Here is a 14,240-nt window from a genome sequence, read left to right as displayed (position 1 = left end):
CCGTCCACCGTTCAGCTGTGCGGAAGGGCGTCCAGGTCGGCGAGGGTCGGGTAGGAGGGCTGGGCGCCGGGCTTGGTGACGGCGGCGGCGCCGACGCGTACGGCGAAGCGGGCGGCGTCGGGCAGACCGTCGCCGCGGGCCAGGCGGGTGGCGAGGGCTCCGGTGAAGGCGTCACCGGCGCCCGTGGTGTCGACCACGTCGACCGTGACCCCGGGCACCTCGTGCACGCCGTCCCCGTCCAGGAGCAGGGCGCCGTCACCGCCGAGGGTGACGACGACGGAGCGGGCGCCCAGCTCCCGCAGGGCGTGCGCCCAGTCCCGCGGGGTGCCGTCGGCGGCGCCGGAGAGGCGCCGGGCCTCGTGCTCGTTGACCACCAACGGGTCGGCCGCGGCCAGGAGTTCGGGGGCCAGCCGCTCCGGCACCGGGGAGGGGTTGAGGACGACGCGGGTGCCGCACTCCTCGGCGGTCGCGGCGGCCGCCCGCACGGTTTCGATCGGAATTTCCAGCTGAAGGGAGAGAACGGTGGCAGCGGCGACGGTCTGCCGGGCGGCGGCGACGTCCTGCGGGGTGAGCGCGGCGTTGGCGCCGGGTGAGACGACGATGCTGTTGTCGCCGTCCGGGCCGACGATGATCATCGCGGTGCCGGTACGGGCCGCCGCGTCGACCACGACCGGCGACACATCGGTCCCGGCCGCACGCTGCGCGGCGAGCAGCAGGTCGCCGTACGCGTCCTTGCCGACCCGGGCCAGCAGCGCGGTCCGGCCACCGATCCGGGCCGCCGCCGCTGCCTGGTTGGCGCCCTTGCCACCGGCCGATTCCACCAGATCGGTGCCGAGCACGGTCTCCCCCGCGCCGGGCCGCCGGTCCACCCGCACCGTCAGGTCCGCGTTGGCCGAACCGACCACCAGGACGTCGTACCCGCGCCCCGCTCCGCTCATCACCTTCACCGCTCCGCTCTCTCGTGTCCGTCGTGAAAATCTTGCCTGCCGGGCTGCCCGGTGGCGGTTCGCGGGCCACCGGGCAGCCGCGGCCCGTGCCGCCCGGGCGGCGCGGGCCGCGGTCCGGTCAGCCGTCGAACGACGCCGCGTTCTTTGCCGACACCAGGACGACCGGCACCTTCACCGAGGCCGGCAGCTTCTCACCGCGGGCGGCCTTGAGCGCCCAGTCCACCGCCTTCCTGCCGAGCAGTTCGGGCTGCTGGGCGACGGTCGCGGTCAGTGTGCCCCGGCGCACGGCCGTCACGCCGTCGGGGGTGCCGTCGAACGCCACGACCTTGACCTCCTTGCCGGAGCGGGCCCCGAGCGCCTTGGACGCGCCGAGCGCCATCTCGTCGTTGGCGGCGAAGACCCCGCCGATGTCGCGGTGGGCCTGGAGCATGTTCGCCATCACGTCCATGCCCTTGGTCCGGTCGAAGTCGGCGGGCTGGCGGGCCACGACCTGGATGCCGGGGTATTTCTTGATGCCCTCCTCGAAGCCCTGGCCTCGCTCGCGGGCCGCGGACGTCCCGGGCTGGCCCTCCAGGAACGCCACCTTGCCCTTGCCGCCCAGCGATTCGGCGAGCGTCTTCGCGGCGAGGCGGCCGCCCGCGACGTTGTCGGAGGCGATCGTGGAGCCGACCTTGCCGCCGTTGACACCACGGTCGATGGAGATGACCGGGACGTCCGCCCGGTTGGCGACGCCGACGGCCGGTACCGCCGCATCCGAATCGACCGGGTTGATGATGGCGGCCTTGACGTCCTGGCTGGTGAACGTCTCCATCTGGTTGATCTGCTGGGTGGGGTCGTTCTGCGCATCGGTGATGTTGATGTGCAACCCCCGGGCGTCCGCCTCCGCCTGGGCGCCTTCCTTGATGCCGACGAAGAACGGGTTGTTGAGTGTGGAGAGCGCCAGGCCCAGATCGGTGTCGCCACCGCGGTCGCAGCCCGCCAGCCCCAGCGTCAGCCCGGCCGCCACGGCGGCCACCGCGCACCGCACGCCCCGCCGGCGGCCCGCGCCTGCCCGCCCCGTACGGGGCTGCGCCTGGCCGCCTTCGGGCACCGCGTTCCGGGCGCTCATCGGGCGCTCCGGCGGCGCAGCGTGTCCAGGAGGACGGCGACGGCGATGACCAGACCGGTGGCGACCTGCTGCCAGAACGCCGAGACGCTCAGCAGGTTGAGGCCGTTGCGGAGCACCGCGAGGATCAGGGCGCCGATGAGGGTGCCGGACGCCTTGCCGGAGCCGCCGGAGAGGCTGGCACCGCCGATGACGACGGCGGCGATGGCGTCGAGTTCGTACCCGGACGCCGCCTGCGGCTGCGCGGAGGTGAGCCGGGCGGCCAGCACGATACCGGCGACCGCCGCGAACAGGCCGGAGAGCGCGTAGATGACGAGCTTGCGGCGCTTGACGTGGATGCCGGAGAGACGGGCCGCCTCCTCGTTGCCGCCGATCGCGAACATCGCCCGGCCCGTGTACGTACGGGCCAGGATCACCGCGGTGATCAGCCCCATCGCGATCATCACGAGGACGGGGACCGGCAACCAGCCGCCGAGGGTGTCGCCGAGCGCACTGACCGAGGAGGGGAACGGAATGGGCGTACCGCCGGAGACGACCAGCGCCAGGCCACGGCCGACCGACAGCATCGCCAGCGTCGCGATGAACGCGGGCAGCCTGCCGTACGCCACGAGCGCGCCGGAGACGAGCCCCGCGGCCACACCGACCGCCAGGCCGAGGAGGACCGCGCACCACACCGGCAGTCCCTCGTTGGTCGCGGCCCAGGCGACGACGGTGGCGGACAGCGCGGCGACCGAGCCGACGGACAGATCGATGCCCGCGGAGACGATGACGAAGGTGACGCCGAAGGCGAGGATCGCGGTGACGGATGCCTGGACGCCGACGTTGAGGAGGTTCTGGCCGTTGAGGAAGTCCTTGGACAGCACGGCCATCACCACGACGAGCGCGATCAGACCGCCCAGCGGGCCGTTCTTCAGGACCGCCCGGGTGAACCATCCGCCGAGCGCGGCGCCCCGGCTCGCGTCCAGGGCCGGAGGTGTCTCCTCCGGGGTCTTCAGCAACTCAGTCATCGGAGCCCTCCATCGCGCTCTGACCAGGGGTTTTCATGGGGTTCTGCGGGGTGGCGGACGAGTCGGGACCGACCGCTGCGGCCGCCGCGGTGGGACCGTCGGCCGTCGGCTTCGTCGCCTCGGCGGGGGTCCGGCTCCCGGTGGTCGGGGCCTGGACGGCCAGTTCCATGACCGCGTCCTGGGTGGCCGCTCCGGCCGGAAGCTCACCGGCGATCCGGCCCTGGGCCATGACCAGCACCCGGTCGCTCATGCCGAGCACCTCGGGCAGATCGCTGGAGATCATCAGGACCCCGCAGCCGGCCGCGGTCAGCTCGTTGATCAGCTGGTAGATCTCGACCTTGGCGCCGACGTCGATACCGCGCGTCGGCTCGTCGAGGATCAGCAGCCGGGTCTCGGTCAGCAGCCACTTGCCGATCACGATCTTCTGCTGATTGCCGCCGGAGAGAGTGCGGGCGCTCTGGCCCAGACCGCTCATCCGGACCTTCAGCTGCGCGGCGACCGCGGCCGCCTCGCGCCGCTGCCCGCGCCGGTCGACCAACCCGCCGCGGGTGTCCCGGTCCAGCCGGGCCAGCACCAGGTTGTCCTGCAACGACGCGTCGAGGACCAGTCCCTGGCCCTTGCGGTCCTCCGGCACCAGGCCGAGCCCCGCGCGCATCGCCGCCCGTACGTCGCCGGGGGCCAGCGCCTTGCCGTCGATCTCGACGGTCCCGGCGTCATAGCGGTCCACGCCGAAGAGCGCCCGCGCGACCTCCGTGCGGCCCGCGCCGACGAGTCCGGCGAGGCCGACCACCTCCCCCGCCCGCACCTCGAAGTCGATACCCGCGAAGACGGGACGGGCTGGCGCGCCCTTGCTGCTGGGCGCTCCGTGCCTGGTCAGACCGCGTACGCGCAGCAGCGGCGCGCCCGGCGAGCCGGGCCGTCGGCGCGGGTACTGCTCGGAGATGTCACGGCCGACCATCAGCCGGATCAGCTCGTCCTCGTCGGTGGTGGCCGGGACCTCGGCGACCGAGCGGCCGTCGCGCAGGACGGTGACGCGGTCGCCGAGGGCGCCGATCTCCTCCAGGTGGTGGGTGATGAAGATGACGCCCACGCCGTCCGCGCGCAGCTCCCGCACGATGCCGAAGAGGGTGTCGACCTCCTCGGAGGTGAGGACCGCGGTCGGCTCGTCCATGATCAGGACGCGGGCGTCGAGGCTGAGCGCCTTGGCGATCTCCACCATCTGGAGCCGGGCGATGCCCAGTTCGGCGACCGGGGTGGACGGGGAGATGTCCAGGCGGACCCGGCGCAGCAACTCGGCGGCGCGTCTGCGCATGGTCTTCCGGTCGACGAGTCCGAGCGCGGTGCGCGGCTGCCGCCCCAGGAAGATGTTCTCGGCGACGGTCAGGCCGGGGACGAGGTTGAACTCCTGGTAGATCGTGGCGATCCCGATCCGTTCCGCGTCCTGGGCGGAGCGGATGTGCACCTCGTGGAGTCCGTCGGCGCTGCCGTCCGCGCCTCCGGCGGCGAGGATGCGTCCCTGGTCGGGGCGGTGGGCGCCGGAGAGCATCTTGATCAGGGTGCTCTTGCCCGCCCCGTTCTCGCCGAGCAGGACGTGCACCTCGCCGGAGCGCAGGCTCAGGTCCACGCCGTCCAGCGCGCGCACGCCGGGGAACGACTTCGTCACCCCCTCGACGCGCAGCAGTTCGCGGCCGCCCGGTACGTCGTCTTTGACGCCGGTCATGCGCTGCCCTCTCTTCCTCGGGTGTGGTGCTCGGGTTTCTCGTGCTCGGGTGGTGGGGGTGGGATACAGGTGGACGGGGGCACACTCGGGGCGCCCGGTCCGGATGGTGCCTCCGGGCGTTCACCGGCCGCCCGCCGGCGCCTTCCCGGAACGGGGGCCGGCGACGCGGCGGGGGTGGAACGCTCCGGACCGCCGTCGGACCGGGGCGCCCCGGAGGGCGGTCGGCCGAGGGTGCTCGGTCAGCCCGGAGGTGTGCGGGACGGCCGACTCATACGGCATCGGCGGGGCTGGGCACGGGCACCCGGCTCCCGGTCGGCTCACCGCACGAGTGGCGGGCCACCAACCGCGCCGGGAGCAGCACCGATTCGGCCTCCCGTCCCTCGATACGGGCGAGCAGGGTGTGCACGGCGGCCCGTCCCAGTTCGCGGGTGGGCTGGGCGATGGCGGTCAGCGGCGGGTCGGTGTGGCGGAACCACGGGACCTCGTCGTAGACCACCAGCGCCATGTCCTCGGGGATGCGCAACCCCCGTGCGCGCAGTTCGTCCATCGCGCCGAGCGCCATGAGGTTGTCGGTCGCCAGCACCGCGTCCGGCGGCTCGGGAAGATCGAGGAAGGCACGCATCACGGCGCGGCCACCGGTGGGCTGGAGGTCCGGGGTGGCGCCGACGCATGCGTCGGGGAGCGCGATGCCGTGGGCGGCGAGCGCGGTACGGAACTGCCGCAGCCGTTCGTCGCCGGTGGGCGTTCCGGCCGGTGCCACGATGATCGCGGGGCGGCGGCGTCCGAGGGCGGCGAGGTGTGCGGCGAGAGCGGTGAGGGCCTCCCGGCCGTCGGCGCGTACGCACGGGGCGTCGATGCCGGGCACGATCCGGTCCAGCAGCACCAGCGGCGTGCCGGAGGTGACGACCTCGCCGAGCATCGCGGAACCGGTGCCCGCCGAGCTGACCAGCAGTCCGTCGATCCGCCGGTCGAGGAGCGTACGGATGTAGTCGTCCTGCTGCTCGGGGCGTTCCCCGGCGTTGCCGATGACCAGGCTGTAGCCGAGGCTGCGGGCCTCGTCCTCGACGGCGTCGGCCAGCTCGGTGAAGAACGGATTGGTGAGATCGCCGATGACCAGCCCGAGGGTGCCGGTCCGCGCGGTGCGCAGGGCCCGGGCGACATTGTTGGGGCGATACCCCAGCTCCCGCACGGCGGCGAGCACACGCTCCCGGGTCTCGGCCACGGGACCGTTCCCGTTGAGCACCCGTGACACGGTGGCGACCGAGACCCCTGCCCGTTCCGCCACGTCCTTGATGTTCGCCATGGCGCCGTTTCCATCCTCTGCGTGCGATCGACGTGTAATCGATTTCTCGGGGGCTACGAAATCGATTACACAAGGGCTTCGTCAAGACGGTGGCAGCGTGGCCTGCATCACGTAAGGACGGACGCTTCGGGCGGTGCGGGCACCCTTCGCAGCCGGGCGAGGGCGGCAGGGCGCGCCGGGAAGAGCAGGATCCGGGAGGGCCGCGACGCGAGGCGGGCGCGCGGCTGGGCGCACGGCCGGCCGTATGGCTGGGCGCGCGGTTGGACGATCACCGATGCCGACGCCCCGGCCGACGCGGCGGGAGCAGGCCAGGTACGCGGCCGCACCACCGCACCACCGCACCACCGCACCAAAGGCGTACTCGGTGAGGCGCAGTCAAAGGGGCCGAGAATGCCGCACCGTTGAGGAGAGGCAGGCATGACATGGCACGGGCACGGCATGGCGCGACATCCATCAACTCCCCTACGAAGGAGGGTCACTGAGGCCACGTCGCCCCGCACCGGAAAACCTTGAAGGCCGCCTCCGTACGGATACGGAAGCGGCCTTCAGGTCCGCTTGCTGCCCTACCGCTGCCGCCCTACCGCCGCACCGCTCCGCCGCCCCTACCGCCCGGCAGGGTCGGCGAGTTGCAGGTAACAGGCAGCGGCCCGTACAGCAACGGCCCAGGTCAGGCGAGCGTCAGCGTGACCTCGATGTTGCCGCGGGTGGCGTTCGAGTACGGGCAGACCTGGTGGGCCTTCTCTATGAGGTCCTTGGCGGTGGCGGCGTCGACGTGGGGGATCGAGGCGGAGATCTCGACCTTGAGGCCGAAGCCGCCGGCCGGGGTCTTGCCGATGCCGACATGGGCGGTGACGCGGGAGCCCGAGACGTCGGCGTTCTCCCGGCGGGCGACGACGCTGAGCGCGCCCTGGAAGCAGGCGCTGTAGCCCGCGGCGAACAGCTGCTCCGGGTTGGTGCCCGCACCGCTGCCGCCCTGCTCCTTGGGCGGGTTGACGATGACATCGAGCTTGCCGTCGTCGCTGGAGACGCGGCCGTCGCGGCCGTTCTCGGCGGTGGCGACGGCGGTGTAGACGACCTCGACCGGCTGGATGGACATGTGAATCCTCCTGTGGTTCGTCGCGACTCGCGCCCACGATCGCGACGGCTTGCCCCGAGCCTAACGGTCCGCCTGTAGGCATGACATGACGAGCCGGTAAAGCCGATCCCGCCCGGCGACACCGGCCGATACCTGTCGCCCCGGCCCGCGGCGGGCCGGGCGGTCCGATCACCCGCCGCAGCGCGCCGAGTTCGCAGGCCCGGGGCCGTACGCCGACCACGTCGACGCACGGCCCCGGCAACGTCCGCGGAGGGACCCGGAGGCAGGTCAGTCGGCGACGGTCACGATCATCTTGCCGGTGTTCTCGCCGCGGAGGAGGCCGAGGAACGCCTCGGCGCCCTTCTCGATGCCGACGACCTCCGTCTCGCGGTACTTGAGCGCACCGGACCGGATCCAGCCGGAGACCTCCTCGACGAACTGCGGCTGCAGCGCGCTGTGGTCGGCGACCAGCAGGCCCTGGAGGCGGAGCCGCTTGCCGATGACCAGCGCGAGGTTGCGCGGGGCGGGGGTGGGCTCGGTGGCGTTGTACATCGAGATCATGCCGCAGATCGCCGCCCGGCCGTGGACGTTGAGGGAGCTGATGGCCGCTTCGAGGTGGTCGCCGCCGACGTTGTCGAAGTAGACGTCGATGCCGTCGGGTGCGGCCTTCTTGAGCTGCTCGGAGACCGGGCCGTTCTTGTAGTTGAACGCCGCGTCGAAGCCGTACTCCTCGACGAGGAGCTTGACCTTCTCGTCGGAACCGGCCGAGCCGATCACCCGGGACGCGCCCTTGAGCTTGGCGATCTGGCCGACCTCACTGCCCACCGCGCCGGCCGCGCCGGAGACGAAGACCGCGTCCCCCTCCTTGAAGGAGGCCACCTCCAGCAGGCCCGCGTAGGCGGTCAGACCGGGCATCCCCAGCACGCCGAGGTAGGCGCTCAGCGGGGCCAGCGACGGGTCGACCTTCGCGGCGCGCTCGGCGTCGAGCACCGCGTACTCCCGCCAGCCGAGACCGTGCAGTACGTGATCACCGACGGCCACGGCGTCGGAGCGCGAGGCGATGACCTCGCCGACCGCGCCGCCGTCCATGGGGTGGTCCAGCCGGAACGGGGGGACGTAGGACTTCACGTCGTTCATCCGGCCGCGCATGTACGGGTCGACGGAGAAATGCCGGGTGCGGACGAGGATCTGGCCCTCGCCGACCTCGGGCACCGCTGCCTCGCGCAGGGCGAAGTCGTCCGGCGTGGGCCAGCCGTGCGGGCGGGCGACGAGGTGCCATTCACGGCCGGTCGTGGGCAGTGCGGACATGACGCGATCCTTCCTGATGCTTCAGTAACTGAAACAACCATGCCTCTGAATATTTCATGCTGTCAAGCAATTGGGTATCCTGTGGGCATGACTCCGCGCGCAGACCACCTGACCGTCGAGGTCGTCGATCTCATCGGCACCGTCGTCGCCCGCTACCACGAGGAGTACGAGCACGCGGCGTCGCGGCACTCCCTCACCGGCGCACAGGCCCGGGTGCTCAGCCTGCTGGCCGCCGAGCCGCTCCCGATGCGGCGGATAGCGCAGCGCCTGAAGTGCGAGCCGTCGAACATCACCGGCATCGTCGACCGGCTGGAGTCCCGCGGGCTGGTCGAGCGGCGGCCCGATCCCGCCGACCGCCGGGTGAAGCTGGCCGCGCCCACGGACGAGGGCAGACGCACCGCCGAGGCGCTGCGCGGTTCGCTGAACTTCGCGCGCGAGCCGCTGAGCCGCCTGACGGTCACCGAGCGGACGCTGCTCAAGGAGCTGCTCCAGCGGATGCTCGGCACCGCCCCGGAGTGAGCGGTCCACGCCACCGGGCCCGCCCCGGGCGGACGGCGGCGGACGGTGGCCCACCGGCGCGGACGGAAAGTGGCCCGGGCGCCGCACCGCGCCGCGGCATAGCCTGAGCCCATGACCGAGATCACCGCCCCGGAAGACCGCACCCCGCAGCCCGGGGGCGCCCGCCACACCGTCGACTTCTACTTCGACCCCATCTGCCCGTTCGCCTGGATCTCCTCCCGGTGGATCCTGGAGGTCGAGCGCCACCGCGACCTGGACCTGCGGTTCCGGGTCATGAGCCTGTCCGTGCTGAACGAGGGGCGCGAGGACCTGCCGGAGAAGTACCGGGAACTGCTGGACGCGGGGTGGGGCCCGGTCCGGGTCTGCATCGCCGCGGCGGCCGGGCACGGCGAGGAGGTGCTGCGCGATCTGTACACCGCGCTCGGCACCCGGCTGCACAACGAGGCCCGCGAGGACACCGAGAACGTGATCCGGGAGGCGCTGGCCGAGGTGGGGCTGCCCGCCGCACTGGCCGGTGCGGCCGAGACCGACCGCTACGACGAACTGCTGCGCCGGAGCCACCACGAGGGCATGGACCCGGTGGGCGAGGACGTCGGCACACCGACCATCCACATCGACGGGGTGGCGTTCTTCGGGCCGGTCCTGATGTCGATCCCGCGCGGCGAGGACGCGGTACGGGTCTTCGACGGCGCCCGGCTGCTCGCGGGCTACGACCGGTTCTTCGAGCTGAAGCGGACCCGCACCGGGGAGTTCGACTTCAGCTGACGGCCACGGCCGGGCGGTGCGACGGCCGGGGCCACCGCCCGGCCCTCGCACCGCCACTCCCCCGCAGCCCCCTCCCCAACTCCCGTACCGCACCACCGCGCCGGCATGCCCGCCGGCGTCCGCCCGCCGCGCCCCGCCCTGTACGACGATGGCTCCCATGAACCCGAACTCCGGCTCCTCCGGCACGCTGCCCGGTCCGCTCGCGTTCCAGCTGGTGCTGTTGCGGCGGATGGCCGACCACCAGCCCGGCCTCGTCGAGGCGGCGCTGCGGGAGCTGGGGGTGGACCGCGCCCGGCAGCGGGAGGCGAACAAGCGGTGGCAGGCCCGGTTGCACGCACCCGGGGCGCGCACCGGGGCACGCCCCTACCGCGCGCTGCTCGGTACGCCGGAGACCGTCACGACCCACCGCATCGGCGATCTGACCTGCGAGGCGTTGCGCTGGCCGGTGCCGCTCTGGCCCGATCTGCGGTTCGAGGTGCTCACCGACCCGGGCGGCGCCGTCCGGAACGCCTGGCTGGTCCGCGCGCCCGGCGCCGCCGCCCCGCTGCTGCGCACCGCCGACGACCTCACCCCCTGGTCCTGCACCGTCGACGAGGCCGCCCGCGCCTTCGCCCCGGCCCGCCCCTTGGAGGGCGACGCCCCGAACCGCTGGAACCTGCGGGCCACCGTCCCCGACCCGGCGGGCGAACTCCGCCCCGCGGTCCTGGAGTTCACCTGGGGCCTCTTCCAGCGCCGGCTGAGCTGACGCCGCTCCGGGGCCCGTTCCCGCGGGCACCGGTACGTCCCCCGACCGGACCTCCCCAACGCGCAGCGGGCGGACGGCCGCCACAGGATGGCTGGGAGTGCTCCTCGCGACGCTCCGTCCGTACCGGCCCACAGGGGAGGAATCTTCCATGACCATCAGCCTCGCCCAGCTGCGCCGTTGCTCGGTCGCCGTCGACATCGGAGCGTCCCGGACCCGGGTCTACCTCAAGAACCAGGGGCTGATCGTCGACGAGCCGACGGTGGCCGCCGTGAACGTCCGTACCGGCGCGCTGCTGGCCGTCGGCAGCGACGCCGCGGTGATGGACGGCCGGACGCCGGAGTACATCCGGGTCGTCCGGCCGGTCGCCAACGGCACGGTGGTCGACATCGACATGGCGCAGCGGCTGCTGCGGCATCTCGTCGGCAACAAGCTGCGCCGGACCTGGCGGCGGCGCCCCACGATGCGGGCCGCGGTCTGCCAGCCGTTCGGCAGTGAACCGCTGGCGCAGCGCGCCGCGGTGGAGACGCTGAGCGGGCTGGGGGCGCGGCGCGTGGAGCTGGTCGACACGCTGGTGGCCGCGGCGGTCGGCTGCGGACTACCCGTCGAACAGCCCGAGGCGACCATGATCGTGGTGTGCGGGGCGGGCACCACCCAGATCGCGGTGCTCTCCCTGGGGTCGATCGTGGCGGCGGAGACCGTGGCCGTGGGCGGCAACGCCATCGACCACGCCGTCATCCAGCATCTGCGCCAGCACCACGAGGTCCACCTGGCCAGCCGCGCGGTGCGGCCGCTGCATCTGATGCTCGCCGGCGCCGGGGGACTCGCCTCCGGGCCGACCGAGGTGCACGGCCGCGATGTGGTCAGCGGGACGACGCGGTGCGTGCAGGTGGACACCGAGCGGGTCCGGCACGCCATCGCGACGCCGCTGACGGCGATCCTGGACGGCATCGGGGCGGTGCTGCGCCGCTGCCCGCCCGACCTCGTCGCCGACCTCGGCGAACGCGGCATCATGCTGGCCGGCGGCAGCGCCCTGATCCCGGGCCTGGAGTCGATGATCCGGGAGGCGACCACGGTGCCGGTGCACATCGCCGACCGGCCCGACACCTGCGCCGTCCAGGGGCTCGGCGCCATGATCGAGGGCAAGGTCGAGCCGATGCACCTCGACCCGATGGCGCCCTGACCCCGCACCCCGTCGGGGCACGGCCGGACGCGCCGCGGCTACCGGGCGTTCCAGGCCACCACGGCGGGCCGGTCGTGCTCGGTGCCGATGATGCCGACGGCGCCGGTCCCGAACGTGAACAGCGCCCCCGCGGACGGCGGCAGGCCGAGCCGGCGGGCGGTGAGCACCCGCAGGAAATGCGCGTGTGCGACGAGCGCGACATCCCCGTCTCCCCGCTCCAGCAGCGGCAGCACCCGCGCCAGCACCGCGTCCGCGCGCGCCCCGACCTCCTCGGGGGACTCCCCGGGATGGCCGTCGGGCCCCGGGACGGCGCCGTCGGTGAAGAGGAACCAGTCCGGCCGCTCCCGCTGGATGTCGGGCGTCGAGACGCCCTCGTAGCCGCCGTAGTCCCATTCGCGCAGACCCTCGTCGGTCCGCGCGCCGTCCAGTCCGGCCAGCTCCGCGGTGCGGCGCGCCCGGGCCATCGGGCTGACGCGGACGGCGGCGATCCGCCGGCGGGCGAGGAGGGGCCGCAGGGCGCGGGCCTGCTCCTCGCCCTCGGCGGTGAGCGGCAGATCCGTCCAGCTGGTGTGCCGGCCGTCCCTGCTCCACTCGGTCTCGCCGTGCCGGACCAGCAGCAGCTCGCTCACTTCTCCTGCGCCTGCTCGGCCTGCTGTGCCTCGGCGACCGAAGCGCGGACCTCGTCCATGTCCAGACCGCGGGCCTGCCCGATGACGTCCTCCAGGGCGGCCTCCGGCAGCGCCCCGGGCTGGGCGAACACGGCGATGTTGTCACGGACGATCATCAGCGTGGGGATCGACTGGATCTGGAACGCCTGAGCCAGCTCGGGCTGCGCCTCGGTGTCGACCTTGGCGAAGACCAGGTCGTCGTGCTTGTCGGAGGACCGCTCGAAGACCGGGCCGAACTGCTTGCACGGGCCGCACCACTCGGCCCAGAAGTCGATGAGGACGAAATCGTTGCCGGAGACGATCTCGTCGAAGTTGTCCTTGGTCAGCTCTACGGTGCTCATGCGGGCTCCCTGCTTGCGGCTCTGTACGTGTATGTCCGGTCCGTATCCAGCTGCGGCAACGAGATCACCCCGCACCGTATTCCGCACGCCGGACCGTCCCGCTCCCCTGCCCAGGGCGCGGCGTCCTAGACATCCCGGCGGCACCTGGTTGACGTGGCACGCAGCACACTTGGCGGGTGCCCTCCGGGCCGCACGCGCAAGATCATTCCGGACGCTCCCGGGGGCCGCGCCCCGGTCCCTCTCCCCGGCGAGGGCGTGTGCGGGCGCCCTTCCCCCTTCGAGGACCCCGACGGGATCCCTCATGGCTCGGCAGAGCGCCCCGTGGCGACGAGGGGATGATCGCGGTGAGGCGCGAGGCGACGGAGATCACTCAGAGAATTCGGGGCTTGCGCGGACCGTCCGGGATCACGACGCACCAGGCGCCGCTCCGCGTCCACCGGATCTTGGTCTGAGCGGGTGAGTGCGGGCCGCCACTACGGAGTGGCGGCCCACGCTCTTACGTTCCCGCAGGTAGGAACGGTGTGACGTCCCTGCCGCGCGGTGGGGCGGGTGGGGCTCGAACCCACGACCGACGGATTATGAGTCCGCTGCTCTGACCGGCTGAGCTACCGCCCCCACACGGCGCGCCGCGCACATTTGTGCGCGCCGTCTGCCGCAGCATAGCCGCTCATACGATCTGTTGCCCGTGTGGGCTGCCGTCCGGCGACTGTGCACGGTCAACAGGACTTCACCCGTGGGGCTTTCGGTTCCCCGCATACGGAAAAGGACCCCTTTCGGGGTCCTCTTCGCCGGTGCTCCCCCGACTGGACTCGAACCAGTAACCCTCCGGTTAACAGCCGAATGCTCTGCCAATTGAGCTACAGGGGATCGCGCTCCCCCGACTGGACTCGAACCAGTAACCTGCCGGTTAACAGCCGGCTGCTCTGCCAATTGAGCTACAGGGGAATGCTGCGTGTGCCTCGAATGCTTCGTCGACCGGAACTCCGGACGGCGTGCGCTCGCTGCGACACATACATTAGCGCAAGCAGGGGGGTGCTCCGCCAATCGGTATCGCCAGAGGCGATCACCGGCCCCGCAGGGCAGGCGCGCGGCACAGCCCACAGGTCCGGTGCACCGGCACCGGACGCGACCGGACGCCATCGGCGGGCGGCGCCGCGGGAGCCCTCCCGGCGGGCCCACCGCCGACGACAGGAAAGGGTGGAGCGATGCGCTACCGGCTCACGTTCATCGCGGGACTGACCGTCGGATATGTGCTCGGCACGCGGGCCGGACGGGAGCGGTACGAGCAGCTGCGCAAAGCGGCCCGGCGGGTCGCGGAGAACCCCGCGGTGCGCAACACCGCCGAGAGCGCCGCGCTGGGCGGCCGGCAGGCGGCGACCAAGGCGTTCGACACGGTGTCGGCGAAGGTCGGGCACCGCATGCCGCAGGCGGTCACCGACCGGGTCCGTTCGCTGCGTGAGCAGCGCGACGCCGACCTGGACGACTGGGGCACGAGCAACACCTGACGGGGCGCGCCCTCTTCCCCGTGGCGGCCATCCCAAACCCTGAGGCGTCCCG

12 protein-coding genes, 3 tRNA genes and 1 pseudogene are annotated in these 14,240 nt (G+C 72.7%); 5 read left to right on the top strand and 11 right to left on the bottom strand.

Annotation, left to right across the window (positions count from 1 at the left end; translation table 11 throughout):
• Nucleotides 1-11 precede the first annotated feature (11 nt).
• From ACF1BH_RS14100 to ACF1BH_RS14075, 6 genes and pseudogenes are all read right to left on the bottom strand, one after another.
• The gene (locus ACF1BH_RS14100; RefSeq protein WP_391642725.1) at nt 12-938 is read right to left on the bottom strand and encodes a ribokinase; all 927 of its coding nucleotides are present in this window, start codon (nt 936-938) and stop codon (nt 12-14) included.
• Nucleotides 939-1,065: 127 nt separating this feature from the next.
• Nucleotides 1,066-3,059: pseudogene (locus ACF1BH_RS14095) on the bottom strand (substrate-binding domain-containing protein).
• On the bottom strand, nt 3,052-4,779 hold the full coding sequence (locus tag ACF1BH_RS14090) for a sugar ABC transporter ATP-binding protein (RefSeq protein WP_391642724.1): 1,728 nt from the start codon (nt 4,777-4,779) through the stop codon (nt 3,052-3,054). The pseudogene ACF1BH_RS14095 and the gene ACF1BH_RS14090 overlap by 8 nt, the downstream one beginning before the upstream one ends.
• Nucleotides 4,780-5,047: 268 nt before the next feature.
• Nucleotides 5,048-6,082: a LacI family DNA-binding transcriptional regulator gene (locus tag ACF1BH_RS14085; RefSeq protein WP_391642723.1), complete on the bottom strand. Its 1,035-nt coding sequence runs from the start codon at nt 6,080-6,082 to the stop codon at nt 5,048-5,050.
• A 667-nt stretch (nt 6,083-6,749) separates the two neighbouring features.
• Nucleotides 6,750-7,178, bottom strand: coding sequence for an organic hydroperoxide resistance protein (locus tag ACF1BH_RS14080; protein ID WP_391642722.1), 429 nt, complete (start codon nt 7,176-7,178; stop codon nt 6,750-6,752).
• 267 nt (nt 7,179-7,445) lie between these two features.
• Nucleotides 7,446-8,465: an NADP-dependent oxidoreductase gene (locus ACF1BH_RS14075; protein ID WP_391642721.1), complete on the bottom strand. Its 1,020-nt coding sequence runs from the start codon at nt 8,463-8,465 to the stop codon at nt 7,446-7,448.
• A gap of 87 nt (nt 8,466-8,552) precedes the next feature.
• On the opposite strand from ACF1BH_RS14075, the gene ACF1BH_RS14070 reads away from it, so the two are divergent.
• The 4 genes from ACF1BH_RS14070 (at nt 8,553) to ACF1BH_RS14055 (ending at nt 11,674) form a co-directional block, all read left to right on the top strand.
• The gene (locus ACF1BH_RS14070) at nt 8,553-8,984 is read left to right on the top strand and encodes a MarR family winged helix-turn-helix transcriptional regulator (protein ID WP_391642720.1); all 432 of its coding nucleotides are present in this window, start codon (nt 8,553-8,555) and stop codon (nt 8,982-8,984) included.
• A 111-nt stretch (nt 8,985-9,095) separates the two neighbouring features.
• The gene (locus ACF1BH_RS14065; RefSeq protein WP_391642719.1) at nt 9,096-9,749 is read left to right on the top strand and encodes a disulfide bond formation protein DsbA; all 654 of its coding nucleotides are present in this window, start codon (nt 9,096-9,098) and stop codon (nt 9,747-9,749) included.
• A 148-nt stretch (nt 9,750-9,897) separates the two neighbouring features.
• Nucleotides 9,898-10,494 carry a hypothetical protein gene (locus tag ACF1BH_RS14060; RefSeq protein WP_391642718.1) on the top strand — a complete coding sequence of 199 codons (597 nt, stop codon included), beginning with the start codon at nt 9,898-9,900 and terminating at the stop codon, nt 10,492-10,494.
• 148 nt (nt 10,495-10,642) lie between these two features.
• Nucleotides 10,643-11,674, top strand: coding sequence for a rod shape-determining protein (locus ACF1BH_RS14055; RefSeq protein WP_391642717.1), 1,032 nt, complete (start codon nt 10,643-10,645; stop codon nt 11,672-11,674).
• Between the two features lie 38 nt (nt 11,675-11,712).
• Here ACF1BH_RS14055 and ACF1BH_RS14050 read toward each other — a convergent pair whose 3' ends face one another.
• From ACF1BH_RS14050 to ACF1BH_RS14030, 5 genes are all read right to left on the bottom strand, one after another.
• Complete coding sequence (locus tag ACF1BH_RS14050) at nt 11,713-12,303, bottom strand: histidine phosphatase family protein (protein WP_391642716.1); 591 nt, start codon at nt 12,301-12,303, stop codon at nt 11,713-11,715.
• Entirely contained in the window at nt 12,300-12,683 is a 384-nt protein-coding gene (gene trxA, locus ACF1BH_RS14045) for a thioredoxin (RefSeq protein WP_030286841.1), read from the bottom strand. Before trxA ends, ACF1BH_RS14050 begins: the two co-directional genes overlap by 4 nt.
• Before the next feature lie 541 nt (nt 12,684-13,224).
• Nucleotides 13,225-13,298 (bottom strand) — tRNA-Ile (locus ACF1BH_RS14040).
• 179 nt (nt 13,299-13,477) lie between these two features.
• Nucleotides 13,478-13,550 (bottom strand) — tRNA-Asn (locus ACF1BH_RS14035).
• Between the two features lie 5 nt (nt 13,551-13,555).
• Nucleotides 13,556-13,628: transfer RNA gene (locus tag ACF1BH_RS14030), tRNA-Asn, on the bottom strand.
• A 260-nt stretch (nt 13,629-13,888) separates the two neighbouring features.
• On the opposite strand from ACF1BH_RS14030, the gene ACF1BH_RS14025 reads away from it, so the two are divergent.
• Nucleotides 13,889-14,188: a YtxH domain-containing protein gene (locus ACF1BH_RS14025; protein ID WP_391642715.1), complete on the top strand. Its 300-nt coding sequence runs from the start codon at nt 13,889-13,891 to the stop codon at nt 14,186-14,188.
• Nucleotides 14,189-14,240 lie beyond the last annotated feature (52 nt).

This window comes from Streptomyces sp. NPDC014733 (genome assembly GCF_043083385.1).
GTDB lineage: Bacteria > Actinomycetota > Actinomycetes > Streptomycetales > Streptomycetaceae > Streptomyces.
This window is presented reverse-complemented; position numbering and strand designations above follow the sequence as displayed.

What these genes read in the sequence shown, in the direction of transcription:
- ACF1BH_RS14100 (WP_391642725.1), bottom strand. Translation starts at nt 938, where the DNA reads ATGAGCGGAGCGGGGCGCGGGTACGACGTCCTGGTGGTCGGTTCGGCC.
- ACF1BH_RS14065 (WP_391642719.1), top strand. Translation starts at nt 9,096, where the DNA reads ATGACCGAGATCACCGCCCCGGAAGACCGCACCCCGCAGCCCGGGGGC.
- ACF1BH_RS14090 (WP_391642724.1), bottom strand. Translation starts at nt 4,779, where the DNA reads ATGACCGGCGTCAAAGACGACGTACCGGGCGGCCGCGAACTGCTGCGC.
- ACF1BH_RS14055 (WP_391642717.1), top strand. Translation starts at nt 10,643, where the DNA reads ATGACCATCAGCCTCGCCCAGCTGCGCCGTTGCTCGGTCGCCGTCGAC.
- ACF1BH_RS14080 (WP_391642722.1), bottom strand. Translation starts at nt 7,178, where the DNA reads ATGTCCATCCAGCCGGTCGAGGTCGTCTACACCGCCGTCGCCACCGCC.
- ACF1BH_RS14060 (WP_391642718.1), top strand. Translation starts at nt 9,898, where the DNA reads ATGGCTCCCATGAACCCGAACTCCGGCTCCTCCGGCACGCTGCCCGGT.
- ACF1BH_RS14085 (WP_391642723.1), bottom strand. Translation starts at nt 6,082, where the DNA reads ATGGCGAACATCAAGGACGTGGCGGAACGGGCAGGGGTCTCGGTCGCC.
- ACF1BH_RS14075 (WP_391642721.1), bottom strand. Translation starts at nt 8,465, where the DNA reads ATGTCCGCACTGCCCACGACCGGCCGTGAATGGCACCTCGTCGCCCGC.
- ACF1BH_RS14025 (WP_391642715.1), top strand. Translation starts at nt 13,889, where the DNA reads ATGCGCTACCGGCTCACGTTCATCGCGGGACTGACCGTCGGATATGTG.
- ACF1BH_RS14070 (WP_391642720.1), top strand. Translation starts at nt 8,553, where the DNA reads ATGACTCCGCGCGCAGACCACCTGACCGTCGAGGTCGTCGATCTCATC.
- trxA (WP_030286841.1), bottom strand. Translation starts at nt 12,683, where the DNA reads ATGAGCACCGTAGAGCTGACCAAGGACAACTTCGACGAGATCGTCTCC.